This is a genomic window from Pseudomonas knackmussii B13 (assembly GCF_000689415.1).
GTDB classification, from domain to species: Bacteria; Pseudomonadota; Gammaproteobacteria; order Pseudomonadales; family Pseudomonadaceae; genus Pseudomonas; species Pseudomonas knackmussii.
In genome coordinates this window covers 4,255,198-4,277,334 of record NZ_HG322950.1, presented here as the reverse complement: position 1 = coordinate 4,277,334, position 22,137 = coordinate 4,255,198, and the positions used below count along the sequence as shown (strand labels likewise).

The window sequence follows — 22,137 nt, the reverse complement described above, 5'->3', positions numbered from 1 at the left end:
GGCTTACTCGTAACGGTGTCCGGGCAGGTCGGCCTTGGCCAGGGTTTCCGGCAGGACACGCTTGGCGGCCAGGTAATGGCGCTGCCAGTACTTGTCGTTGAGGTTGGCCACCTTGACCTTCTGCCCACGACGCGGTGCGTGGACGAAGCGGTCGTTGCCGACATAGATGCCGACATGGTCGACACTGCGGCTGCGGATGCGGAAGAACACCAGGTCGCCGGGCTGCAGGTCGCCGCGCGAGACCTTGGGGTTGCTGCTCTGGTAGATGGCCCGGGCTGTGCGCGGCAGTTCGACGTCGTCGACATCGCGGTACACGTACTTGACCAGGCCGCTGCAGTCGAAGCCCTTGGGCGAGGTGCCGCCCCAGCGGTAGGGCGTGCCGATCATGCTGAAGGCACGCTGGGTCACCTGGTGGGCGTCACTGGGGGCCTGCTTGGTCGGCGCGGGCACGCCCAGCAGGTCCTTGCCCTGCAGCGGGACGCGGAGTTCGAGTGGAGCGGGCGAGTAGGTTCGTACAGCCCGCGGAGAGGCTTCCACCCCGGTTACAAAGGCGGCCAAACTAGTCGCCAAGCCTATGGAAAGGCATGTCAAAAGGGTACTGCGCATTCGGCATGTCTTCTTACTGGTTGTTGATGTAACCCAGACTCCGCTGGATCGCCGTTGCTCTTCGGCGGGCGATGGTGTCCTTTGGTCCGTGAGGAAAAGTGGCGGCATTCTGACCGACTTCAGGTGACAGTGTTTTTACCGTTCGTCGATTGAAAAATGAGCAATGTGACTCCGCGAGCGGCTGATGACATGTGCCAGCACCCGTGGGTCGGGGGCCGGCCTTATCGCCGGAAGCCCTATGCAATGGGGTTCTTCGCGGGGTGGCCAATGGCCGGGTCGCGCCCCGGGAAAGGGCGCGCGGAGGGGGATAACGCGATGTGGTGACCCGGGTAAAAACCCGACGAAGTGCAGGTTATTGACTGCTTTTCGTCATCACTCGTGGTGATTTTTCAGCGCAGGCAGGACTTTTTCGCGTAGCAGGGGCGCCAGATTGGCCATCGGTTCGGCATCGCGCTCCAGCCAGGCCAGCTCTTCCAGCTCCGCTGCGGCGGCCACCGGATGGGGCAGGGCGGCCAGGTAGATGTGGGCGTCGACCTGGGTGTCGGGCTCGTTGGCTGCTGCGGCCTGGAAACGGCCGAGCGGCGCCAGGGCCGCTTCCGGCAACGCCAGGCCGAGCTCTTCTTGCAGTTCGCGCTGCAGCGCCTGGAGCGGGTTCTCGCCGGGTTCGCGCTTGCCGCCGGGCAGCATGAAGGCGCGAGTGCCGCGCTTGCGCACGAGCAATAGGCGGCCGGCTTCGTCGAGCAGGCAGGCGGCGGCGATGGCGAGTACGGTCTGGGTCATGGTTCGGGGCGTTCCTTCAGCACCTGGTAGCGCATCTGCACGATGCCGCTGGGAAAACTGCGCTGCTCGAGCAACTGCAGGCGTCGCTCGAGGCCGATGCCGAACAGCGGGATGCCGGCGCCGAGCAGGTGCGGAATGATGCTGACGATCACCTCGTCGAGCAAGTCGGCCGCCAGGCAGTTGCCGGCCAGGCTGCCGCCGCCGACCAGCCAGATGCGCTCGCAACCCAGGCCGTGCAGATGCTCCAGGGCTTCGGCCGGCGAACAGTGGCGCAGTTCCAGCTGCGCAGACGCCCGGGGCAGGTGATTGGCGCGGGTCAGCACCAGGACCGGTTTGTCCGGATAGGGCCAGGTGCCGAAATCCAGGCACTGCAGGTAGGTGGCACGGCCCATGAGCAGGCCATCGATGCCGGCATAGAAAGCGGCGTAGCCGTGATCGTCGTCGCTGCCGGCCAGTGCGGGCAGCCAGTCGACGCTGCCGTCGGGGCGGGCGATGAAGCCGTCCAGGCTGGCGGCCACGTAATAGATGAGGGTCGGTGGCACGGTCGTTCTCCGGAATGGGCGCGCGTTGCGCACCTGTCCTGAGCATGGCACTGCCCTGGCATCGCGGCCAGGCGACCGGATGAAGTCCGTCCGTTTGCGCCGGCAGGCGAATAAAACCTGCGTTCGCCGGCGGCAACCGGTAGGCTATGCAGCTATTTGATCTTTCGTCACGCCGAGGTTTGCCTTGTTCGCCCAATTCGCCCTCCATGAACGCCTGCTCAAGGCGCTCGACAGCCTGTCCTTCACCGAGCCGACCGCCGTGCAGGCCGCCGCCATCCCGAAGGCGCTGGAGGGCCGCGACCTGCGCGTGACGGCGCAGACCGGCAGCGGCAAGACTGCCGCCTTCCTGCTGCCGTTGCTGCATCGCCTGCTCGCCGAGGAAAAGCCCAAGAGCGGCGCCCGCGCGCTGATCCTGCTGCCGACCCGCGAGCTGGCCCAGCAGACCCTCAAGGAAGTCGAGCGCTTCGCCCAGTTCACCTTCATCAAGGCCTGCCTGATCACCGGGGGCGAGGACTTCAAGGTGCAGGGCGCGCGCCTGCGCAAGAACCCGGAAATCATCATTGGCACCCCTGGCCGGCTGAACGAGCAGTTCAACGCCGGCAACCTGCCGCTGAACGATGTCGAGGTGCTGGTGCTCGATGAAGCCGACCGCATGCTCGACATGGGCTTCTCCGAGGACGTGCTCAAGCTCGCCGCGCAATGCCCGGCGCAGCGCCAGACCCTGCTGTTCTCCGCCACCACCGGCAGCGGCCTGCGCGAGATGATCGAAACCGTGCTGCGCGAGCCGGAGCACCTGCTGCTGAACCAGGTCAGCGAGCTCAACGAAGAGGTGAGCCAGCAGGTCGTGCTGGTCGACGAGGGCGAGCACAAGGAAGCCGTGCTGTTCTGGCTGCTGCAGAACGAGACCTACGAGAAGGCCATCGTCTTCACCAACACCCGCGTCCAGGCCGACCGCCTGACCGGCCGGCTGATCGCCGCCGGGCACAAGGTCTTCGTCCTGCACGGCGAGAAGGACCAGAAGGACCGCAAGCTGGCGATCGAGCGCCTGAAGCAGGGCGCGGTGAAGATCCTGGTCGCCACCGACGTCGCCGCCCGCGGCCTGGACGTCGACGGCCTGGACCTGGTGATCAACTACGACATGCCGCGCAAGGGCGACGAGTACGTGCACCGTATCGGCCGCACCGGTCGCGCGGGCGCTGCCGGTGTCGCCATTTCGCTGGTCGCGCACACCGACTGGAACCTGATGTCGAGCATCGAGCGCTACCTCAAGCTGCGCTTCGAGCAACGCGTCATCCCGGGCCTGAAGGCCAGCTACAAGGGGCCGAAGAAGGTCAAGGCCTCGGGCAAGGCTGCCGGGACCAAGAAGAAAAAGACCGACGCTGGCAAGAAGGCCGGCGCCAAGCCCGCCGCCAAGCGCAAGCCGGCAGCCAAACCGAAGGCACCGCTGGCCAGCAGCGACGGCATGGCGCCGCTCAAGCGCAAGAAGCCGGCGGCGGAATAAGCCTCGGCCTGGGCGGGTGACCGGAACCGGACATCCGCCGCACACTTTTGATCTGTAGGATCTCATCCGCGAAAAAACTGTAGGAGCGCGCCATGCGCGCGATTCGCGGACAAGGTCCGCTCCTACCAGGTTCTCGCATTACTCGAAGGCGAAATGCTCCGCCTTCAGCCCCATCACCGACTTCACCGGCTTGCCCATCGCCGCCGCGTGGCCCTTGGCGCGCGGCAGCAGGCGGGCGAAGTAGAAGTCGCTGGTGGCGATCTTCGCCTTGTAGAAGTCGCTCGACTCGCCGCCGCCCTGGCGCAGGCGCTTGCGTGCCGCGGCTTCCTGCAGCGCCCAGGAGTAGGCCAGGGCGACGTAGCCGGAGAACATCAGGTAGTCGTGGCTGGCGGTGCCCACCAGGTCGCGTTCCTTGCGGGCGGTGAGGGCGATGCGCAGGGTCAGCAGGTTCCATTGCGCGCAGAGCTTGAGCAGGGTGAGGGCGCGGCCGCGCATGGCCGGTTCTTGCTTGAGCAGATCGACAGCAAACCTGCCGACCACCTTGGTGAAGTCGCGTACGGCCTTGCCGTGTGTCATCAGCAGGACCTTGCGGCCGAGCAGGTCCAGCGCCTGGATGCCGGTGGTGCCTTCATAAAGCGTGGCGATGCGCGCATCGCGGACGATCTGCTCCATGCCGTGCTCGCGGATGTAGCCGTGGCCGCCGAACACCTGCATGCCCAGGTTGGCGCTTTCCAGGCCCAGTTCGGTGAGGCAGCCCTTGAGGATCGGGGTAAGGAAGCCGAGCTTGTCGTCCCAGCGCTCGTACTCGGCGTTGTCGCCGGTCAGCAGGCCCTGGATCATCTTGTCGGCGTACTGCGTGGCCAGGTAGACCAGCGCGCGGCCGCCCTCGGCCACGGCCTTCTGGGTCAGCAGCATACGGCGCACGTCGCCGTGGTGCATGAGGCTGTCGGCGACCTGTTCCGGCTCCTTGGTCCCGGATAGCGCGCGCATCGAGCGGCGCTCGCGGGCATAGGCTAGCGCGCCCTGGTAGGCCAGCTCGGCGGTAGCGACGCCCTGGATGGCGGTGCCGATGCGGGCGCTGTTCATGAAGGTGAACATGCATTCCAGGCCCTTGTTCGGTGGGCCGATGAGGTAGCCGGTGGCGCCGTCGAAGTTCATCACGCAGGTCGCCGAGGCCTTGATGCCCATCTTCTTCTCCAGCGCGCCGCAGCTCACGCCGTTGCGTTCGCCCACGCCGCCCTCGGTGTTCGGCAGGAACTTGGGCACGATGAACAGCGAGATGCCGCGAGTGCCCTTGGGCGCGTCAGGCAGGCGGGCGAGGACGATGTGCACGATGTTCTCGGTGAGGTCGTGGTCGCCCGAGGAAATGAAGATCTTGGTGCCGCTGATGGCGTAGCTGCCGTCGGCGTTGGCTTCGGCGCGAGTCTTCACCTGGCCAAGGTCGGTGCCGCACTGCGGTTCGGTAAGGCACATGGTGCCGCCCCAGCGGCCCTCGGTGAGGGGTGTCAGGTAGGTGCGCTTCTGTTCCTCGGAGCCGTGCTGCATAACCGTGTTCATCGCGCCAAGCGACAGGCCCGGATACATGGAGAACGGCCAGTTGGCGGTGCCGAGCATCTCCTGCTTGAGCGCGCCCAGGCTCATCGGCAGGCCCTGGCCGCCGTATTCCACCGGGTGCGAGAGGCCCTGCCAGCCGCCGGCCACGTAGGCGTCGTAGGCTTCCTTGAAGCCCTTGGGCGTGCGTACCTCGCCGTTTACCAGGTGGCAGCCTTCCTCGTCGCCGGAGTGGTAGAGCGGGGCGACGACTTCCTCGCAGAGCTTCGCGCACTCGCCTAGGATGGCGTCGACCATGTCCGGCGTGGCGTCGGCTCCGTTGATCAGGTTGCGATAGTGCTCGGGGAAGTCGAAGACCTCGTTGAGCAGGAAGCGGGTGTCGCGCAGCGGGGCTTTGTAGAGGGGCATCGCAGTGATCTCGGTGGGACTGTCGGCGCAGTTATACGGCCGGCCGCCGCGCCTGCCCTTGGCAGCGGCAACAACCGCCATCTGGCAGAAAGGACAATCGGTCACCGCGCGATTGACGCTCCCAGGTATCGCGGGTATATACACGCAATGCTCAAGACCCAATGCCTTTGCACCCAATTGCGCCGTGCTGCGCGAGGCGTCACCCGTGTCTACGACGATGCCTTGCAAGGCATCGGGCTGACGGTCGCGCAATTTTCCCTGCTGCGCCATCTGGCACGCCTCGACGAGCCGAGCATTTCTGCGCTCGCGGATGCCATGGGCCTGGACCGCAGCACCCTCGGGCGCAACCTCAAGCCGCTGCAGGCCGAAGGTCTGGTGCAGTTGCAGGGCGACGCTGGCGACCAGCGCAACCGCCTGGTGCTGCTCACCGAGGCCGGTCGCGAGCGCCTGGAGCAGGGCGCCGCGCCTTGGGAGGCGGCGCAGCAGCGCATGCATGAGCAACTCGGCGAGGCCAATCGCGCGCAGTTGATGGCATTGCTTGGTGAATTGGAAAGCCTCGGCTGAACCGACGGGTTCGGGCGAATGAACGGATTGAAGCGGGTATATACCCCTACTGGAGATAAGAACAATGTCCAAGCTGTCGCGCACGGGATTCTGGATCCTCTTGTCCGGCGCCCTGATCCTGGCCTTGTCGCTGGGCACTCGCCACGGCTTCGGCCTGTTCCTCGCGCCAATGAGCGCCGAGTTCGGCTGGGGGCGTGAGGTGTTCGCCTTTGCCATTGCCCTGCAGAACCTGATCTGGGGCATCGCCCAGCCGTTCACTGGCGCCCTGGCTGACCGCTACGGCGCAGGGCGCGCCGTGTTGGTCGGCGGGCTGCTGTACGCCGTGGGCCTGGTGCTGATGGGGCATGCCGACTCGGCTGCCAGCCTGTCGCTGAGCGCCGGTCTGCTGATCGGCATCGGCCTTTCGGGCACTTCCTTCTCGGTGATTCTCGGCGCGGTCGGCCGCGCCGTTCCGCTGGAGAAGCGCAGCATGGCGATGGGCATTTCCGCCGCCGCCGGCTCCTTCGGCCAGTTCGCCATGCTGCCCGGCACCCTCGGGCTGATCGGCTGGCTCGGTTGGTCGACGGCGTTGCTTGCCCTCGGCCTGCTGGTGGCGCTGATCGTGCCGCTGGCCGGCCTGATGCGCGACAAGCCGCTGCCGGTGCTGGCCCATGAACAGTCCCTGGGCGAGGCGCTGCGCGAGGCCTGTGGGCATTCGGGCTTCTGGCTGCTTTCGCTGGGCTTCTTCGTCTGTGGCTTCCAGGTGGTGTTCATCGGCGTGCACCTGCCGGCCTATCTGGTGGACCGTCACCTGCCGGCCACGGTCGGCACCACGGTGCTGGCGCTGGTCGGGCTGTTCAACGTGTTCGGTACCTACCTCGCCGGCTGGCTCGGCGGTCGCTGGAGCAAGCCGAAGTTGCTGACTGCGCTCTACCTGATCCGTGGTCTGGTGATACTCGCCTTCCTTTGGGCGCCGCTGACGGTATGGACGGCCTACGCCTTCGGCATCGCCATGGGCCTGCTGTGGCTGTCCACGGTGCCGCTCACCAACGGCACGGTGGCGACCCTGTTCGGCGTACGTAACCTGTCGATGCTTGGTGGCATCACCTTCCTGTTCCACCAGATCGGCGCTTTCCTCGGCGGCTGGCTGGGCGGTTACGTTTATGACCACACCGGCAACTACGACCTGGTCTGGCAGATTTCCATCCTGCTCTCGCTGCTCGCCGGCCTGCTCAACTGGCCGGTGCGCGAGCGCCCGGTGGCGCGCCTGGCTGCCGCGGAGGTCGCGTGAGTCCGCGAGTCCTGCAACTCGGGCTAGGCCTGCTGGCAGCGCTGCTGCTGGGCCTGGCCTGGTGGGGCTGGGCGCATGGCGGCCTGGCGCTGCTGCAGGCCGGCCTGGGGCATTGCTTCTGAGGATTGCCGCGGGCGGGGCAGGAGAGTAGCGTCACTCGATTACTCGAGGAATCCGCACATGTCCCGCTACCTGCTCATCAGCCTGTTCTTCTTCGCACCCCTGGCCGCGCAGGCCGCCGACTGTCCGCCGCTGCTCGCACAGCAGGGGCACTTGCAGAAGCTGCGCTCCAAGGTCGATCTCGATCTCTGCGAGCTCTACGCCGGCAAGCCGCTGCTGGTGGTCAATACCGCCAGTCACTGCGGCTTCACTCCTCAGTTCAAGGGCCTGGAGGCGATCTACCAGCGCTACAAGGGACAGGGCCTGGAAGTGCTTGGCGTGCCGTCCGATGACTTCAAGCAGGAAGATGCCGACACCGAAGTGACCGCCAAGGTCTGCTACGGCAACTACGGCGTGACCTTCAACATGACCCAGGTGCAGCCGGTACGCGGCGACGACGCCATCCCGCTGTTCAAGGAACTGGCGCGCCAGGCCGACCAGGCGCCGCGCTGGAACTTCTACAAGTACGTGGTGGACCGCCAGGGCAAGGTGGTCGGCGAGTTCCCCAGCCTCACCAAGCCGGATGATCCAGCGTTGCAGGCGGCCATCGAGAAGGCCATCGCCAGCCAGCCTTGAGCAACTGGCAGGAGGGCGCATTTGTAAGGAATAATGTCGAGGGTCGCGCGCCGCCGCGACCTGTCATCAAGGATCGATCATTCCTCACAGGAGCCTTCTCATGGATGGTAAGAGCCTCTGCCTGGCCCTCTTCCTCACCCAGGCGCTTCCCCTCGGTGTGGCCGTCGCCGCACAGCCGATCACTACCCAGGCACAAGCCGACGTGCCCGGTGTCGCCGAAAGCAAGCCACAGACCACCGAGGAATTCGTCGCCCGCCTGAAATTCCAGAAGGGCAAGATCGTGGTTGGCGACAACCTGGCCACCTTCGACCTGCCAGACAGCTTCGTCTTCCTCGACGGCAAGGACGCAGAGGCGGTGCTCGAGGCCTGGGGCAACCCGCCGCGCACCACGCCGCCGCTGGGCCTGCTGATGCCGGCCAGAGTCTCGCCGTTCGATCCGCAGGCCTGGGCTGTCATCGTGCAGTACGAGGCCGATGGCTATGTGTCCGACGAGGACGCCGGGCGTATCGACTACACGAGCATGCTCAAGGACATGCAGCAGGACATGCGCGAAGCCAATCCGGAACGGATCAAGCAGGGTTTCGAGCCGATCGAACTTGTCGGCTGGGCAACGCCGCCGCACTACGACGCCGAGGGCAAGAAACTGTACTGGGCCAAGGAATTGAAGTTCGGCGACGCCAAGGAGCACACGCTGAACTACAACATCCGCGTGCTTGGGCGCAAAGGCGTGCTGGTGCTGAATTTCATCGCCGGCATGGAGCAGTTGCCGCTGATCGAGAAGAACCTTGCAAGCGTGCTGGCCATGACCGAGTTCAACCCGGGCAACCGCTACATGGACTTCAACCCGGAGTTGGACAAGGTGGCCGCCTATGGCCTGGGCGCGCTGGTGGCCGGCAAGCTGGCTGCCAAGGTGGGGCTGCTCGCCTCGATGCTGGTCTTGCTGAAGAAGCTGTGGTTGCTGCCGGTGCTTGCGTTCGGCTGGCTCAGCCGGCTGTTCAAGCGCAACAAGCAGCCGCCGGTGCCGCCGCAGGGCTGAATAGGTGTCTAGTCCTGAAATAGGTTTACACCTCTCAGGCCATGCTCCAGACCTCAGAACGCCCGATGCACCGCATCGGGCGTTTTGTATTTCAGGGCCAGGTGAGGGCGCTCGCGGTTATAGATGTCGACGGCTTCACGCACCATGCGGCGCGCCTGCGCGAGGTCGGCGGGAGGATGCTCCAGCAACTCGTTCTTCAGGATGCCGTTGACGCGCTCAGCCAGCGCATTCTGGTAACAGTCGTAGCCGTCGGTCATCGAGCAGATTGCTCCGTGCTGCGCGTGCAGGCGTTGGTAAAGCCCCGAGCAGTACTGAATTCCTCGGTCGGAGTGATGCACCAGGGGTTCCTGCGTCGTGCGGCGCCGCAGGGCCTGGCTGTAGGCATGGGCCACCGACTCGGCGTGCAGGCTGTCGTGGACGTGATGGCCGACGATCTTGCGCGAATAGGCGTCGGTGACCAGGCTCAGGTACAGCGGGCCGCTCTGGCTGGGCAGATAGGTGATGTCGGCAACCCAGACGCGCTCCGGCGCATCGGGCAAGACCTGTTGCGGCCCTGGCTTGAGCAGATTGGGATGGCGATGGAACCGGTGAAAACTGTGGGTGGTCTTGTGGTACGCCCGCTTGGGTCGAACCAGCAGGCGGTGCTCGGCCAGCACCCGGAACAGGCGATCGCGCCCAACTCGCAACGCGGCTTCCGCTTGCTGCTGCAACAGATAATGCAGCTTGCGTGCTCCCAGGCGCGGCTGACGCATCCGTACCTGCCGCACGAACTGGGCGATCTGTCGATCCTGCTGGCTGCGCTGATCCGCCGCCCGGTTGCGCTGGTAGTACGCCTGGCGGCTGATGCCCATGAACTGGCAAGCCCTGCTAACACTCAGCGCTTGGACTTGCCTTTGCGTGAGGACTTGCCGGGACGCTTTTTTACGATCGAAACGCCGTAGTCATTCTTCAGCACATTCACCACGGCCTCGAAGAACTGCGCCTTCTGGCTCATCACCTCAAGCTGCTGCTCGAGTTCCTTGATGCGTTGTTCCGGGGTCAATGGCAATTTCGGGGTATTCATATCCGGGCTCCGAGCCTTTCGAAGGGAGGCGCCCTGGTTCCAGTCCTGCCGGCCATGCTTGCGTAACCACACCAGCACCGTCGAGCGGCCCTGGATGCCATAGCGGGCCTGAGCCTCCTTGTAGCTCATTTCTCCTTTTTCGACCTGGTCGACCACCGCCAGTTTAAAAGCCAGCGTGTAATCACGCTGGCTGCGACGAACACCTTCTGCCATCGGGGGCTCTCCTGAAATAAGGGCGAAGGTGTAAACCTTATTCAGGACGGGACAAGGGAAACGAAAAAGCCGGGCAGAAGCCCGGCTTTTTCTTGTGCGCTACGGCCTATCAGAAGCGATAGGTGACCTGGGCGGTCAGGCCGTTGGCGCTGTTGTCGTACTTGGCGCTGTAGGCCGGCTGCAGCGCAGTGCCTTCCTGGTTGACGCTTGCGGTGTCTTCCCAGAGGTAGGCATAGGCCACGTCGACGGTCAGGTCGGCGTTCGGCGACCAGCCTGCACCGAAGGTGACGATCTGGCGATCGCCTACCGGGATGCGCACGTTGCGGTCGGCGTTGCTGGTCGGCGACGGGTCGTAGGCGTAACCGGTACGCAGCACCCACTCCTGGTTCAGCTGGTAGGAGGCGCCGATGGAGCCGGACCAGGTGTCCTTCCAGTTCAGGTTTTCGCCGATGGTGCCGAAGCCCAGGGCCTGGCCGAGGGCCGGAACGCCGCTGTTCTCCACCTCGATCTTGTCCAGGCGGCTCCAACGGGTCCAGACGGCGCCGATGTAGCCGGTCCACTTGTCGTCGAACTTGTGGGTGAAGGAGGTATCGACGTTTTCCGGCAGGGTGATGTCCAGCTTGGCGTCGTAGCTGCCGTTCAGGCCCAGGCCGTTAGGCGCGTTCTTGACCTTGGTGCGACCGTCCAGGTGGTAGTCGACCTTGGAGTGGTAGGTCAGACCCCAGGTGGTGTCGTCGGTCAGGTCGACCATCACGCCGATGTTGTAGCCCAGCGCGGTGTCGTCGCCCTTGATGTCGATGTGGGTGTCGCCCTTGCCGCCGTTCAGCGCATTGGTCGCCAGGTCGTTCTTCAGCTGGCCGTCGATGCGGTTGATGGTCGGACCGAAGCCAACGGAGACCTTGTCGTTGATCTTGTAGGCGATGGTTGGCTGCAGGGTGATGACTTGAACCTTGCTGTAAGAGCCGTGGTAGCTGCCCTGGAAGCCGTTCTCGTAGTCGTTGATGATGCCGTAGGGCACGTACATGCCGAAGCCGAAGGTGAAGTCGTCGTTGATCGGCGTGGAGACGTAGCCGAACGGAACGGCGGCCAGCGGTACGGAATCACCCTTGTTGGAACCCTTGTTCGGGCCCTGGGCGTCGCTGATGTCGTCCTTGGCGTCGACGATCGCCAGACCGCCGCTCACTTCGGTGCGCTTGAGCTTGCTCAGGCCGGCCGGGTTGCCGAAGACGGTGCTGGCGTCCAGTGCGGAGGAGGCGCGGCCGGCGTAGGCGGTGCCCGCGCCACTCGCGCTTTGTTCGTTAATCGCGATGCCGTTGGCCAGGGCCTGGGCAGAGGCGGCGCTGATGGTCAGTGCGAGAGTGGTTTTGAGCCATGTTGTTTTCATTGTTAAAGCAACTCCTGTGGTCAACGGCGCGCAAACTAGCAAGATTCCCCAGCAATGGGTAGCCCTTGTGGGCGCTCTATTCCGGGCTTCCGGATGCGAGGCGGCGGGCTAATCGGCGCCGTTACATTTGTGTCTGTAGGTAAACGGAAAGTGACCAGTAGGTCACTTCTGATTTCGTTGTAGGCAAATGTGAATTGACCGGTTGGTCAGTTCAACTTCAGGCCACTTGCACCAGGTTCCCAATGTGCCGTTGCCAGGCGTCGAGAAAGTCGTGCAGGTGCCCGTGGGGCTGAAAGACGCGGCGCCAGATGCGAGCGAGGGCGAGGTGATCGGCGGCATTGGGGAGGGGCAGGTGGGTCGCTTCGACCAGCATCCAGGCGATTGCGACGCTGTACCGCAGGTTGACGGTCAATTCGAGGTGCGGGGCGCTGAGGAAGGCGTGTTGGCTGGCCAGGCCTCGGACGCGGCTGGCCAGATCGGGATCGGTGGCCAGGTAGCGGTCCCAGACCTGCTGGTGCCTTCGCTCGTCGATGCGGAAGAGTCCGTGGCCGTGGCGGCAGTCGAGATTGCTGCCCAGGGCTGTTTGACATGCCGCCGCTCCCAGCAACAGCACCTCGGCCGCATCGCTGTGTCGATCCAGATACAGCAATGTGGGCCGGATGACGTGCTGTCGCAGGTCGCTGGCGGCTATTCCCATGGTCTTGTCCCTCATTAGCCGGCGGGGCTGGGCGCTTTGGCAGCTTCTGATGTTCTCCTGGGCCCCGCCGTAAGCGAACTTAGCCGCTCGATTTGAAGTGTAGTGCGACAAATCGGCTGTAAAGGACTGTTTTTAAATTGTTTTGACTTGCTGCTTCGCGGGCATATTCCGCGTCGTGATTAGCCGCTCGCTGCTAGTCGCGGCCAGTGACTGCGCAGGCGGCACGGGCGGCCGCCTGCGTTGGAGCGCTCAGGCGCCGGTGGCCACGGGGCGCGCGGGGTCGGTGATCCACTCGCTCCAGGAGCCTGCGTACAGTCGGCCCAGCGGGTAGCCGGCGAGGCTCAGGGCGAACAGGTTGTGGCAGGCGGTTACGCCAGATCCGCAGTAGGCGACCAGGGATTCCGCCGGGCGCCCACGCAGCAGGTGGGCGAAGCGCTGGTGCAGCTGCGAGGGCGGGAGGAAGCGGCCGTCGCTGCCGAGGTTGTCGGTGAAGGCCGCGCACTGCGCGCCGGGAATGTGCCCGGCAACCGGGTCGATGGGCTCGACCTCGCCACGGAAGCGCGGCTCCGCGCGGGCATCGATCAGCGGCGGCTGGGCGTCGGCGAGCAGGGTCGAGAGGCCGTTGGCGTCGATCAGCAGGCTGGCGTCTGGCCGGCCTTGGAAGGCGCCCGGCTGCACCGCGGGTTTGGCGGTGGTCAGCGGCAGGTTGGCGGCGCGCCAGGCGTTCAGGCCGCCGTCGAGCAGGTAGACGCCGTCACGCTTGCCCAGCCACAGCAGCAGCCACCACGCGCGGGCGGCAAAGGCGCCGGGGCCGTCGTCGTACAGCACCACTTCGTCGCTGTTGTCCAGGCCCCAGTCGCGCAGGCGTTGCAGCAGGGCTTGCGCGTCGGGGAGCGGATGGCGCCCGGTTACACCCTTTATTACCGGCGCAGACAGGTCGCGCTCGAGGTCGGCGTATTGCGCCCCGGGAATGTGGTTCTCGGCGAAGACGCGGGCTCCGTAGCCGGGGTCATCCAGCGCGAAACGGCAATCGAGGATCAGCAGGCCGGGATCGTCCAGGCGGGCTGCCAGTTGTTGCGGGGTGAGCAGGCGGGCGAGCGACATGTGCGGGTTCCTGTGTCGTAGCGATGTCTCGGCGCATCATAAGGCTTGTGCAGCGAAAGCGCTGGGTTCGGCGGCTTTCCTCAATCGATTGGAGTTTCGTGCATGTTCAGCCTGCAGCCGAGGGTTCAGGGCGCGTCCCTTTTCCGCATTGTCTATGTCGCCGTCGCCACTACGCTGGTGACGCTCCATTACAGCTTGCTGGTGCTTGGCCGGGCGGCTTGCGGGCGCCTGGGCCGCGAGCAGGTCGACCGCTACACCCGCGAATGGTCCGGGCTTTTGCTGCGCCTGGTGCGCATGCGCTTGAGCGTGCACGGGACTGTGCCGACCTTCAGTGACGGTCGGCGCTACATGATCCTCTGCAACCACTCCAGTCACTACGACATCCCCGCCAGCTTTGCCGCCCTGCCAGGCTCGATCCGCATGCTGGCGAAGAAGGAGCTGTACCGAATCCCGGTGCTTGGCCGGGCCATGCGCGCCGCCGAGTTCCCGTCCGTGGACCGGCACAACGGCCAGCGTGCCCGTGACGATCTGGAGCGCGCCCGCGCGATGATGGAAAGCGGCATCGTCCTGTGGGCGGCGCCGGAAGGCACGCGTTCCCCCGACGGGCGCCTGCTGCCGTTCAAGAAGGGCTGCTTCCGCCTGGCCCTGGACACCGACGCGGTGATCATCCCGGTGGCCATTCGCGGTATCCATCGCGTGCTGCCGGCGCGCACCTTCGACCTCAACCTGGGCCAGCCGGTGGACCTGCTGGTGGGCCAACCGATCGATGCCGCTGCGTTTCATGAGCGGGGGCTGGATGCCCTGATCGGCGAGGTGCGCGAGCGCATGCAGAATCTGCTCGAACCAGCCGCACCCGCCAAGGTTGAAGCGCCTGCGAAAGAGCCGCTGGCGCTCAGCTGAGGGCTGTCAGCGAATCTGCAGGCGACCGATGCGGTCGTTCTCCAGGCTGCCGAAGTAGAGGTAGTCGCCCACCGGCTTGGCCGAGGTGATCATGCGCAGGTGCTGGCCGCTGGTGTCGTGCAGGCTGCGCAGTACCTTGCCGCTCTCGTCCAGGGCGAGGACCAGACCGTAGGGCGTCGGCTTGGGCAGCAGCGGGCGCGGCAGCTTGGCCAGCTGCGCCTTGAGCCAGGGATGCGGGAGGATGAAGTCGGCATCGGCCTTGCGCGGCGAGGGCAGGGCGACCCAGAAGGTGCCGGCGCGATCGCCCTGCAGGTTGTCCGGCAGCCCCGGCAGGTTATCGACGAAGACCTCGTTCTGCCCGGCTTTGGGACCCGTCAGCCAGTAGCGGGTGATCCGGTAGCGATAAGTCTCGTTGACCAGCACGAAATCCTCGTGGGCGGACAGCGCCACGCCATTGGCGAAGTACAGGTCCTTGAGCAGCGTCTCGGTCTTGCCGCTCGCCGGGTCGTAACGCAGCAGGCGGCCGTGTGGACGGCTCTCCAGCAGGTCGAGGACGTAATCGGGCTGGTGGAAGCGACTGGAGGCGTCGGTGAAATAGATGCGCCCGTCGCTGGCGATGTCGAGGTCGTCGGTGAAGCCGAAGGGCTGCCCATCGGCCTGGGTGCTCAGCACCGTGATCTGGCCCTGCGGGTCGATCTTCAGCAAGCCCTTCCAGGCGTCGCAGACGATCAGGTTGCCCTGGGCGTCGAAGTCCATGCCAAGCGGGCGGCCGCCGGTGTCGGCGAAAGTCTGTACCTGGCCGTTGCCGTCCAGGCGCACCACGCGGCCGTCGGCCAGGCCAGCGTAGACGCGACCGTCCTTGTCCACGGCGGTGTCTTCCGGGCCATGCACCTGGCCCTGGCCGAGCAGTTCGGCCTTCATCAGGGTGTCGTTGGGTTCCAGTACGCCGGTCAGTTTCGGCGCCGTTGGCGGGGTCCAGGCGACCGGGTCGATGGGGCTGGGGGTAACGACGAGATAGATCGCCAGGGCGGCGACGAGCAAAACCAGCAAGCTTGCGAGTTTCTTCATCATTGAAGGCTTCTTCTTGTTGGGGATCCTGGGGACGGAAAGTTACGGATTTCGTCCGAACCCTGCAGCTTCGCCCGCAAAAGCCGAATGCCCGGACCTCGGCGCGCCGATATAATGCGCTCCACTGAAAGCAAGGAGATGTTCGTGAGCGCCCTCGATATCCGGTGGATCCGCGACGATGCCAGCCTGGCGCAGCAATGCCAGGACTGGAAACAACGGCCGTACCTGGCACTCGATACCGAGTTCATGCGCGTCGATACCTTCTACCCCGAGGCCGGCCTGATCCAGGTTGGCGACGGCGACTGCGCCTGGCTCATCGATCCGCTGCTGATCCGCGACTGGTCGGCATTTGCTGCCGTGCTCGAAGCGCCGTCGGTGGTCAAGGTCTTCCACGCCTGCGGCGAGGACCTGGAGGTCTTCCTGCGCCTGACCGGCAGCCTGCCGCAACCGCTGTTCGACACCCAGCTGGCCGCCGCCTACCTCGGCATGCCGCATTCCATGGGCTATTCGAAGCTGGTGCTGGAAATCCTCGGCATCGAGCTGCCCAAGGACGAGACCCGATCGGACTGGCTGCAGCGCCCGTTGACCGACATGCAGGTGCGCTACGCCGCCGAGGACGTGCAGCACCTCGCCGAGGTCTACGTGAAGCTGGCGCCGCGCCTGCCCGAGCACAAGCTGGCCTGGCTGCTGGCCGACGGCGCGGACCTTGTGGCGAACCAGACCCGCGTCAGCGACCCGCGCGAAGCCTGGCGCGAGGTCAAGCTGGCCTGGAAACTGGCGCCGCGGCAACTCGCCGTGCTGCGCGAGCTCTGCGCCTGGCGGGAGGAGCAGGCACGCCTGCGCAATCAGCCGCGCAACCGCGTGCTGCGCGAGCCGACGCTGTGGCCGCTGGCGCGCTTCCAGCCGACCGACAAGGTGGCACTGGCCCGCATCGAAGACATGCATCCGCGCACCGTGCGCCAGGATGGCGACACCCTCCTGCAATTGATGGCCCATGCCGCCGCGCTGCCCGAGTCCGAGTGGCCGCAGGCGCTGCCCGAGCCGCTGCCGCGCGAAGTCACGCCGCTGCTCAAGCAACTGCGCGAAGTCGGCCAGCGCGAAGCGGAGCGCCAGGGCATGGCGCCCGAGCTCATGCTGCGCAAGAAAATCCTTGAGGCGCTGCTCAAGACCGGCTACCCCGACGGCCCCTATCGCCTGCCCGACTCCCTGCAGGGCTGGCGCCGTGAATTGATGGGCCAGGCCCTGCTGGATTGCCTGAGCCCTGCGGAGAAACCATGAAACGCATCTGCTCCATCTACAAAAGCCCGCGCAAGAACGAGATGTACCTCTACGTCGACAAGCGCGAAGCCCTCAGCCGCGTGCCCGAGGCGCTGCTGGCCGCATTCGGCGCGCCGCAGCACGCCTTCGACCTGGTGCTGACCCCCGAGCGCAAGCTGGCGCGCGAGGATATCGAGAAGGTTTTGGAGAACATCGAGAAGCAGGGCTACCACCTGCAGATGCCGCCGGGGGAAGAGGAGTACATCGAGCACCTGCCCGAAGAACTGCTGCGGATGAACGACCCGCTGTAATTCAGCGGGTGACGGAAAACCGACGTAATCCCGCGCGCGCCGCTCTATCTATGGGCAAGTGTCGGAATCGGGCGCATTATTGCTGGAAATAGTAGTTACAGGGCGCGGAACGCCTGGCCTTCCAGCCTGTCTTACAGGCCTTCCAGCCTGTCTTAAAGGCCTTCGTTCCAACAGCCCCGACAGCGCCGAACCGGCAGGGATGTTTCGACCATGACCAGCCAAATGCCCATGCCCTGCCAACCGGACGGTGCGACCTAGACCATGCGCGTGCTCATTCTCGATCGCGACCATAAGCTCTATGCCGCCCTGCTCATGGCGGCGGAACCCAATCTGAACGTCGTCGCCGGCGACAGCCCGGACAAGGTTCTGGACGCCGCCAGCGAATGCCCGGTGTGGCTGGGCCAGCCCGACCTGGTGGCGCAACTGCTGCGCAAGGGTGTGCATCCGGTCTGGGTGCAATCGACCTGGGCCGGGATTACTCCGCTGCTGGCCACCGATCTGCCCTGCGACTATGCGCTGACCCGCGCCGTGGGCATTTTCGGCCAGGTGATGAGTGAGTACCTGCTGACCTACATGCTCGCCCACGAGCGCCAGTTCCTCGGCCGCCTGGCCAGCCAGGTCGGCAGCCAGTGGGACGACCGCGCGCCGGGCAGCCTGCGCGGGCGCCACGTGCTGTTGGTCGGTGCCGGCGAGATCGGTCAGGCGGTGGCGCACATGCTGGCCGCGTTCGGCGTCGAGCTGACCGGCGTGGCGCGTACGCCCCGGTCGTTGCAGCCGTTCCAGCGCATGGGCGCGCTGAGCGAGCTGCCGCGCCTGGTAGAAACCGCCGACTACGTGATCAACCTGCTACCCGACACCCCGGACACCCACGATCTCTACGACTTGGCGCTGTTCCAGCGGATGAAGCCTTCGGCGTTGTTCATCAACGCCGGGCGCGGCAATGCCGTGGTCGATGCCGATCTGGTCGCCGCGCTGGAAAACAACCGCCTGGCCGGCGCAATCATCGACGTTTGCCGCGAGGAGCCATTACCCGCGCACCACCCGTTCTGGATGACGCCGCGCCTGCTGCTCACCGGCCATACTGCTGCGCCGACCCTGCCGGGGCCGATGGTCGAGCTGTTCCGCGATAACCTGTCGCGCTTCTGGGCCGGGCAGGCGATGCGCGGCGAAGTGGACTTCGCCCGCGGTTACTGAAAAAACGCCCCGCTTGCCGGGGCGTTTTCTTCCTACAGACTGAAGTCGCCCTCGGCGACCAGCTCCTGCAGCGGCCGCCGCGCATTCGGCACTTCGCGCGCCTGCAGGCTTTCCGACAGTTGAGCCTTGTCGCCCTGCTTGCCGATCGCCACCACGGCGTGGATCTCGTACTCGTCCGGCACCTTCAGCTCGACGCGGGTCGCTTCGCGGTCGAAGCCGGCCATGCCGTGGCTGTGCCAACCGGCCAGGTGCGTCTGCAGGGCGAGGAAGCCCCAGGCGGCGCCGGTGTCGAAGGTGTGCCAGAGCGCTGGCTTCTCTTCGCTGGAGCCGGGCGGCGCGAAGGTGGTCTTGGACAGCACCACGACCAGCGCCGCGGCGTTCTGCGCCCAGCCGCGGTTGAACTCGCCCAGCAGGTTCAGGTAGCGCTGCCAGTTCGGCGTGTCGCGGCGCGCGTAGAGGAAGCGCCAGGGCTGCGAGTTGAACGAGGAGGGCGCCCAGCGCGCGGCTTCGAGGAAGCCCAGCAGGGTTTCCTCGGAAATGCTTTCGCCGCTGAAGGCGCGCGGCGACCAGCGCTCGAGGAATTGCGGGTCGATGGGATAGTCGGCAACGCGGGGATTGGCGCTCATGGAGGCTCCTGGAAGAAAGGGAGATGGTGCCGTGGACGGCTGGGCATCGCGAGGCTGTGGATAACGCGGGGCGGCCCGTCGCGGGCCTGTCGGTGGGCGAAAGCTACCCAGCCGCGTTGGCCCTGGCAAGGGCCCGATGGTCACTTGCGCTTGGCCCCGGACGTCGCGGGGCATAGACTTGGCGCCCCGTGATCTACCCCTGCTAGAAATAAAGATGGCTGCCAAAGTCGAACCCTTCTGGAAACGCAAAACCCTCGACCAACTCGATCAGGAAGAATGGGAGTCGCTGTGCGACGGCTGCGGCCTGTGCTGCCTGCAGAAACTCGAGGACGAGGACGACGGCGCCGTCTACTACACGCGCATCGCCTGCAAGCTGCTGGACCTGAAAACCTGCCGCTGCACCGACTACGCCAACCGCCGCGCCAGCGTGCCGGACTGCATCCAGCTCACCCCGGCGCAAGCCGACGAGTTCCGCTGGCTGCCGCCGACCTGCGCCTATCGCCTGGTATCCGAGGGCAAGGACCTGCCGTTGTGGCACCACCTGGTCTGCGGCGATCCGGAGGCGGTGCACCACGAGCGCATTTCGCAGTCCGGGCGGATGCTCAGCGAGGGTTCGGTGCCCGAGGATGACTGGGAAGAGCACCTGATCTTCCGCGCGGGTTGAGACTTTCCGTGGCAGCAAGCTTGCTCGCGAACTGCACGGCCCGGTATTTCCCTGTAGGAGCGGCCCATGGCCGCGAATCGCGCGCATGGCGCGCTCCTACAGGGGGCGTTGGCGCAGGGATTTCGCGGATAAGATCCGCTCCTACCGGATGATGCCGAACGCTCAGCGCCCACCCGGCGTCGGGCGCAGCCAGTAGCAGGCCTCCTCGCCGGCCACCAGCGGGCCGCCGTGGTCTTCCTCCAGGCTCGGGTAGTCGGCGCGGCGCTGCCAGAGGGCGAACCAGCGTTCGTCCTTCTCGTCCTCGATGGTCGGCGGCCTTACCTGGTCGCGGAAGCGCCTTTCGCAGGCGCCCCATTGCACGAAGTTCACCTGGGCCTCGATCAGGCTGACCGCGTTGGCCCCGCCGCGCGCGTCGGGGAAACACAGTTGCAGCAGATCGTCTTCCCAGAAGCAGATCGGGCAGATTTCGTAGGAGCCCGGCGCGTCGGCGAAGCTGAAGTGGCCGCAGCAGGGGCAGGTGTAGAGCATCAGGCCTGCTCCAGCCCCAGTACCTTCAGCAGGAAGCCGTATTCCAGCGCCACGTCCTTCAGGCCCTGGTAGCGGCCGCTCATGCCGCCGTGGCCGGCTCCCAGTTCTGTCTTGAGCAGCAGCAGCTTGTCGTCGGTCTTGCTGACGCGCAGCTTGGCCACCCACTTGGCCGCTTCCCAGTACTGCACGCGGCTGTCGTTGTAGCCGGCCACCACCAGCATCGCCGGGTAGTCCTGGGCACAGACGTTCTCGTAGGGCGCGTAGGCGCGGATGCGCTGGTACACCTCCGGCTCCTGCGGGTTGCCCCACTCGTCGTACTCGGTGACGGTCAGCGGCAGGTCGGGGTTGAGCATGCTGTTGAGTACGTCCACGAAAGGCACTTCGGCAATGGCTGCGGCGAACTGCTGCGGGCGCTGGTTGAGCACCGCGCCCATCAGCAGGCCGCCGGCGCTGCCGCCGCTGATCGCGGTCTGTTGCGGGGTGCTGTAGCCCTCGGCGCAGAGGTGTTCGGCGCAGGCGATGAAGTCGCTGAAGCTGTTCTGCTTGTGCGCCAGCTTGCCGGCGCGGTACCAGGCCTCGCCCAGTTCGCCGCCGCCGCGGACGTGGGCGATGGCGAAGACGAAGCCGCGCTCCAGCAGGCTCAGGCGGGCGTGGGAGAACCAGGGATCGAGGCTCATGCCGTAGGCGCCGTAGCCGTAGAGGTAGAGCGGCGCAGGGCGGCCAGCGGCGATGCCGTCGAGCACCTCGCGGCGCGCTACCAGGCTGATCGGCACCTGCACGCCGTCCACGCTCGTTGCCCAGAGCCGGCGGCTCACGTAGGCGTCGGCGTCGAACGGGCCTTCCACCGGGGTTTCCTTGAGGACTTTCTGCTCGCCGTCGAGCAGGCCCAGCTGGCGGATCTGCGCGGGGCGGTTGAGCGCTTCGTAGCGCAGGCGGATCACCTGGCTGTGGAACTCCAGGCTGTCCTGCACGTACAGGTTGTAGGCCGCGTCCGGCAGCTCGACGCGGCGCGGCTCCTGTCCTTGCGCGCGCACTTCGATGATCGGCAGGCCGCCTTCGCGCAGGCTGAGGATGAAGGCGTCGCGGTTCAGGGTGATGTCTTCGAGCATCACGCTGTCGCGGTGGGCGATCAGCTCGCGCCAGTGCTCGCGGGTCGGCTGCGCTTCGCTGGCGGTGTAGAGGGCGAAGTTGATGCCGCTCTGGTTGCTGCGCACGAACCAGGTCCACTCGCCGTCGAGCAGGCCGTGGTCGACGTGGTACTCGTGCTCTTCCTGGCGCGGCGCCAGGCAGCGGAACTCACCGCGCGGGGTTTCCGCATCGAGCACCCAGGCTTCGCTGGTGGTCTTGCTGCCGAGCAGCAGCACCAGCTGGCGCTCGGAACTGGCGCGGTAGCAGTGCAGGAAGAAGCGCCCGTCGGGCTCCTCGAAGACCAGCTCGGCGCCTTCCTCACCGAGGGTGTGGCGGTACAGCTTGTGCGGGCGATGGGTGTCGTCCAGCTCGCCGAAGAACAGCGTGCGGCTGTCGTTGGCCCAGGTCATGCTGCCGTCGCAGTCGTCGAAGGGCAGCTCCGTCACCGCGCCGCTGTCGAGGTCCTTGACGTAGAGCTGGTAGATCTCGTCGCCGCTGGTGTCGAGGCTGTAGGCCAGGCGCGAATGATCCTGGCTGATGCTGAAAGCGCCGAGGGAGAGGAAGCCACCGGCGGCCAGTTCATTGGGGTCGAGCAGCAACTGCTCGGCGTTCTCGTCCACGACCAGGGAGCCATCGGCCGGGCGCGGGCAGCGGTAGTGACGCGGGTATTCGTCGCCGGCGGTGGTGCGCTGGTAGTACATCCAGGGGCCCCAGGGCGAGGGCAGCGAGAGGTCGGTCTCGCGGATGCGGCCCTTGATCTCCTGGAAGAGCTTTTCGCGCAGCGCTTGCTGGTCGGCCAGTTGCTCGTCGAGGTAGGCGTTCTCCGCCTTGAGGTAGTCGAGCACCTCCTCGGCATCGCGGTTCTCCAGCCAGGCGTAAGGGTCGGCGGCGGCTTCGCGGCGGGCGATGGGGGGCTGGCGGTCGGTCATGTCGGCTCCTTGGCGGGGCAGGGGTGACGCCCGGCTGCGCACCCGCAAGTAAAAAAGGGCTATCATAAGCCCCCCTCC

23 protein-coding genes are annotated in these 22,137 nt (G+C 66.0%); 11 read left to right on the top strand and 12 right to left on the bottom strand.

Annotation, left to right across the window (positions count from 1 at the left end; translation table 11 throughout):
- Positions 1-3 precede the first annotated feature (3 nt).
- The 3 genes from PKB_RS20045 to PKB_RS20035 form a co-directional block, all read right to left on the bottom strand.
- Positions 4-606, bottom strand: a complete 603-nt coding sequence (locus PKB_RS20045) for a C40 family peptidase (protein WP_043253850.1) — start codon at positions 604-606, stop codon at positions 4-6.
- A 372-nt stretch (positions 607-978) separates the two neighbouring features.
- Complete coding sequence (locus PKB_RS20040) at positions 979-1,386, bottom strand: NUDIX hydrolase (RefSeq protein WP_043253847.1); 408 nt, start codon at positions 1,384-1,386, stop codon at positions 979-981.
- Complete coding sequence (locus PKB_RS20035; protein WP_043253845.1) at positions 1,383-1,928, bottom strand: dihydrofolate reductase family protein; 546 nt, start codon at positions 1,926-1,928, stop codon at positions 1,383-1,385. Before PKB_RS20035 ends, PKB_RS20040 begins: the two co-directional genes overlap by 4 nt.
- Before the next feature lie 184 nt (positions 1,929-2,112).
- Here PKB_RS20035 and PKB_RS20030 point away from each other — a divergent pair, with 184 nt between their 5' ends.
- A complete protein-coding gene (locus tag PKB_RS20030; protein WP_043253842.1) occupies positions 2,113-3,429 on the top strand; it encodes a DEAD/DEAH box helicase in 1,317 nt (438 codons plus the stop codon).
- A gap of 138 nt (positions 3,430-3,567) precedes the next feature.
- Here PKB_RS20030 and PKB_RS20025 read toward each other — a convergent pair whose 3' ends face one another.
- Positions 3,568-5,388, bottom strand: a complete 1,821-nt coding sequence (locus PKB_RS20025; RefSeq protein WP_043253840.1) for an acyl-CoA dehydrogenase C-terminal domain-containing protein — start codon at positions 5,386-5,388, stop codon at positions 3,568-3,570.
- Between the two features lie 147 nt (positions 5,389-5,535).
- Here PKB_RS20025 and PKB_RS20020 point away from each other — a divergent pair, with 147 nt between their 5' ends.
- From PKB_RS20020 to PKB_RS20005, 5 genes are all read left to right on the top strand, one after another.
- Positions 5,536-5,952, top strand: coding sequence for a MarR family winged helix-turn-helix transcriptional regulator (locus PKB_RS20020; protein WP_043253838.1), 417 nt, complete (start codon positions 5,536-5,538; stop codon positions 5,950-5,952).
- Positions 5,953-6,025: 73 nt separating this feature from the next.
- On the top strand, positions 6,026-7,222 hold the full coding sequence (locus PKB_RS20015) for an MFS transporter (protein WP_156958143.1): 1,197 nt from the start codon (positions 6,026-6,028) through the stop codon (positions 7,220-7,222).
- Positions 7,219-7,344, top strand: coding sequence for a hypothetical protein (locus PKB_RS30370; protein ID WP_269090588.1), 126 nt, complete (start codon positions 7,219-7,221; stop codon positions 7,342-7,344). The genes PKB_RS20015 and PKB_RS30370 overlap by 4 nt, the downstream gene beginning before the upstream one ends.
- Before the next feature lie 58 nt (positions 7,345-7,402).
- Positions 7,403-7,957: a glutathione peroxidase gene (locus tag PKB_RS20010; protein WP_052355337.1), complete on the top strand. Its 555-nt coding sequence runs from the start codon at positions 7,403-7,405 to the stop codon at positions 7,955-7,957.
- A 100-nt stretch (positions 7,958-8,057) separates the two neighbouring features.
- The gene (locus tag PKB_RS20005) at positions 8,058-8,993 is read left to right on the top strand and encodes a DUF2167 domain-containing protein (protein ID WP_043253834.1); all 936 of its coding nucleotides are present in this window, start codon (positions 8,058-8,060) and stop codon (positions 8,991-8,993) included.
- Positions 8,994-9,046: 53 nt separating this feature from the next.
- On the opposite strand, the gene PKB_RS29260 is transcribed toward PKB_RS20005, so the two are convergent.
- From PKB_RS29260 to PKB_RS19980, 4 genes are all read right to left on the bottom strand, one after another.
- Positions 9,047-10,269 (bottom strand): IS3 family transposase gene (locus tag PKB_RS29260; protein ID WP_156958003.1). Its coding sequence is split into 2 segments (ribosomal slippage): positions 9,047-9,918 and positions 9,918-10,269, totalling 1,224 coding nucleotides; the frame shifts between segments, so codons are not numbered across the junction.
- 109 nt (positions 10,270-10,378) lie between these two features.
- On the bottom strand, positions 10,379-11,653 hold the full coding sequence (locus PKB_RS19990) for an outer membrane protein transport protein (protein WP_043253832.1): 1,275 nt from the start codon (positions 11,651-11,653) through the stop codon (positions 10,379-10,381).
- Between the two features lie 217 nt (positions 11,654-11,870).
- Positions 11,871-12,350 carry a hypothetical protein gene (locus tag PKB_RS19985; RefSeq protein WP_043257548.1) on the bottom strand — a complete coding sequence of 160 codons (480 nt, stop codon included), beginning with the start codon at positions 12,348-12,350 and terminating at the stop codon, positions 11,871-11,873.
- Between the two features lie 249 nt (positions 12,351-12,599).
- Positions 12,600-13,454, bottom strand: coding sequence for a sulfurtransferase (locus PKB_RS19980; RefSeq protein WP_043253831.1), 855 nt, complete (start codon positions 13,452-13,454; stop codon positions 12,600-12,602).
- A 102-nt stretch (positions 13,455-13,556) separates the two neighbouring features.
- Here PKB_RS19980 and PKB_RS19975 point away from each other — a divergent pair, with 102 nt between their 5' ends.
- Positions 13,557-14,354: a lysophospholipid acyltransferase family protein gene (locus PKB_RS19975; protein ID WP_043253828.1), complete on the top strand. Its 798-nt coding sequence runs from the start codon at positions 13,557-13,559 to the stop codon at positions 14,352-14,354.
- A gap of 6 nt (positions 14,355-14,360) precedes the next feature.
- Here PKB_RS19975 and PKB_RS19970 read toward each other — a convergent pair whose 3' ends face one another.
- The gene (locus tag PKB_RS19970) at positions 14,361-15,422 is read right to left on the bottom strand and encodes an SMP-30/gluconolactonase/LRE family protein (protein WP_043257545.1); all 1,062 of its coding nucleotides are present in this window, start codon (positions 15,420-15,422) and stop codon (positions 14,361-14,363) included.
- A gap of 138 nt (positions 15,423-15,560) precedes the next feature.
- On the opposite strand from PKB_RS19970, the gene rnd reads away from it, so the two are divergent.
- The 3 genes from rnd to PKB_RS19955 all read left to right on the top strand — a co-directional run bounded on the left by rnd (position 15,561) and on the right by PKB_RS19955 (position 18,184).
- Positions 15,561-16,700 carry a ribonuclease D gene (gene rnd / locus PKB_RS19965; protein ID WP_043253826.1) on the top strand — a complete coding sequence of 380 codons (1,140 nt, stop codon included), beginning with the start codon at positions 15,561-15,563 and terminating at the stop codon, positions 16,698-16,700.
- On the top strand, positions 16,697-16,990 hold the full coding sequence (locus PKB_RS19960; RefSeq protein ID WP_043253823.1) for a YcgL domain-containing protein: 294 nt from the start codon (positions 16,697-16,699) through the stop codon (positions 16,988-16,990). Before rnd ends, PKB_RS19960 begins: the two co-directional genes overlap by 4 nt.
- Before the next feature lie 261 nt (positions 16,991-17,251).
- Positions 17,252-18,184, top strand: a complete 933-nt coding sequence (locus tag PKB_RS19955; RefSeq protein WP_043253821.1) for a D-2-hydroxyacid dehydrogenase — start codon at positions 17,252-17,254, stop codon at positions 18,182-18,184.
- Between the two features lie 32 nt (positions 18,185-18,216).
- Here the strand turns inward: PKB_RS19955 and PKB_RS19950 are convergent, their stop codons facing one another.
- Entirely contained in the window at positions 18,217-18,810 is a 594-nt protein-coding gene (locus PKB_RS19950) for a nitroreductase family protein (RefSeq protein WP_043253818.1), read from the bottom strand.
- Positions 18,811-19,024: 214 nt separating this feature from the next.
- On the opposite strand from PKB_RS19950, the gene PKB_RS19945 reads away from it, so the two are divergent.
- Complete coding sequence (locus PKB_RS19945) at positions 19,025-19,474, top strand: YcgN family cysteine cluster protein (protein ID WP_043253816.1); 450 nt, start codon at positions 19,025-19,027, stop codon at positions 19,472-19,474.
- 162 nt (positions 19,475-19,636) lie between these two features.
- Here the strand turns inward: PKB_RS19945 and PKB_RS19940 are convergent, their stop codons facing one another.
- Positions 19,637-20,002, bottom strand: a complete 366-nt coding sequence (locus PKB_RS19940) for a CPCC family cysteine-rich protein (protein WP_043253814.1) — start codon at positions 20,000-20,002, stop codon at positions 19,637-19,639.
- Positions 20,002-22,059, bottom strand: coding sequence for a S9 family peptidase (locus PKB_RS19935; RefSeq protein WP_043253811.1), 2,058 nt, complete (start codon positions 22,057-22,059; stop codon positions 20,002-20,004). The genes PKB_RS19940 and PKB_RS19935 overlap by 1 nt, the downstream gene beginning before the upstream one ends.
- Positions 22,060-22,137: the final 78 nt, after the last annotated feature.

Bases quoted from the DNA above. Each gene is read 5' to 3' on its own strand.
- PKB_RS20020 (WP_043253838.1), top strand. From the start codon at position 5,536: ATGCTCAAGACCCAATGCCTTTGCACCCAATTGCGCCGTGCTGCGCGA.
- PKB_RS19960 (WP_043253823.1), top strand. From the start codon at position 16,697: ATGAAACGCATCTGCTCCATCTACAAAAGCCCGCGCAAGAACGAGATG.
- PKB_RS19980 (WP_043253831.1), bottom strand. From the start codon at position 13,454: ATGTCGCTCGCCCGCCTGCTCACCCCGCAACAACTGGCAGCCCGCCTG.
- rnd (WP_043253826.1), top strand. From the start codon at position 15,561: ATGTTCGTGAGCGCCCTCGATATCCGGTGGATCCGCGACGATGCCAGC.
- PKB_RS20025 (WP_043253840.1), bottom strand. From the start codon at position 5,388: ATGCCCCTCTACAAAGCCCCGCTGCGCGACACCCGCTTCCTGCTCAAC.
- PKB_RS19975 (WP_043253828.1), top strand. From the start codon at position 13,557: ATGTTCAGCCTGCAGCCGAGGGTTCAGGGCGCGTCCCTTTTCCGCATT.
- PKB_RS20010 (WP_052355337.1), top strand. From the start codon at position 7,403: ATGTCCCGCTACCTGCTCATCAGCCTGTTCTTCTTCGCACCCCTGGCC.
- PKB_RS19990 (WP_043253832.1), bottom strand. From the start codon at position 11,653: ATGAAAACAACATGGCTCAAAACCACTCTCGCACTGACCATCAGCGCC.
- PKB_RS20045 (WP_043253850.1), bottom strand. From the start codon at position 606: ATGCGCAGTACCCTTTTGACATGCCTTTCCATAGGCTTGGCGACTAGT.
- PKB_RS19985 (WP_043257548.1), bottom strand. From the start codon at position 12,350: ATGGGAATAGCCGCCAGCGACCTGCGACAGCACGTCATCCGGCCCACA.
- PKB_RS19970 (WP_043257545.1), bottom strand. From the start codon at position 15,422: ATGAAGAAACTCGCAAGCTTGCTGGTTTTGCTCGTCGCCGCCCTGGCG.
- PKB_RS19935 (WP_043253811.1), bottom strand. From the start codon at position 22,059: ATGACCGACCGCCAGCCCCCCATCGCCCGCCGCGAAGCCGCCGCCGAC.
- PKB_RS20040 (WP_043253847.1), bottom strand. From the start codon at position 1,386: ATGACCCAGACCGTACTCGCCATCGCCGCCGCCTGCCTGCTCGACGAA.
- PKB_RS19945 (WP_043253816.1), top strand. From the start codon at position 19,025: ATGGCTGCCAAAGTCGAACCCTTCTGGAAACGCAAAACCCTCGACCAA.
- PKB_RS19955 (WP_043253821.1), top strand. From the start codon at position 17,252: ATGCGCGTGCTCATTCTCGATCGCGACCATAAGCTCTATGCCGCCCTG.
- PKB_RS20005 (WP_043253834.1), top strand. From the start codon at position 8,058: ATGGATGGTAAGAGCCTCTGCCTGGCCCTCTTCCTCACCCAGGCGCTT.
- PKB_RS19950 (WP_043253818.1), bottom strand. From the start codon at position 18,810: ATGAGCGCCAATCCCCGCGTTGCCGACTATCCCATCGACCCGCAATTC.
- PKB_RS19940 (WP_043253814.1), bottom strand. From the start codon at position 20,002: ATGCTCTACACCTGCCCCTGCTGCGGCCACTTCAGCTTCGCCGACGCG.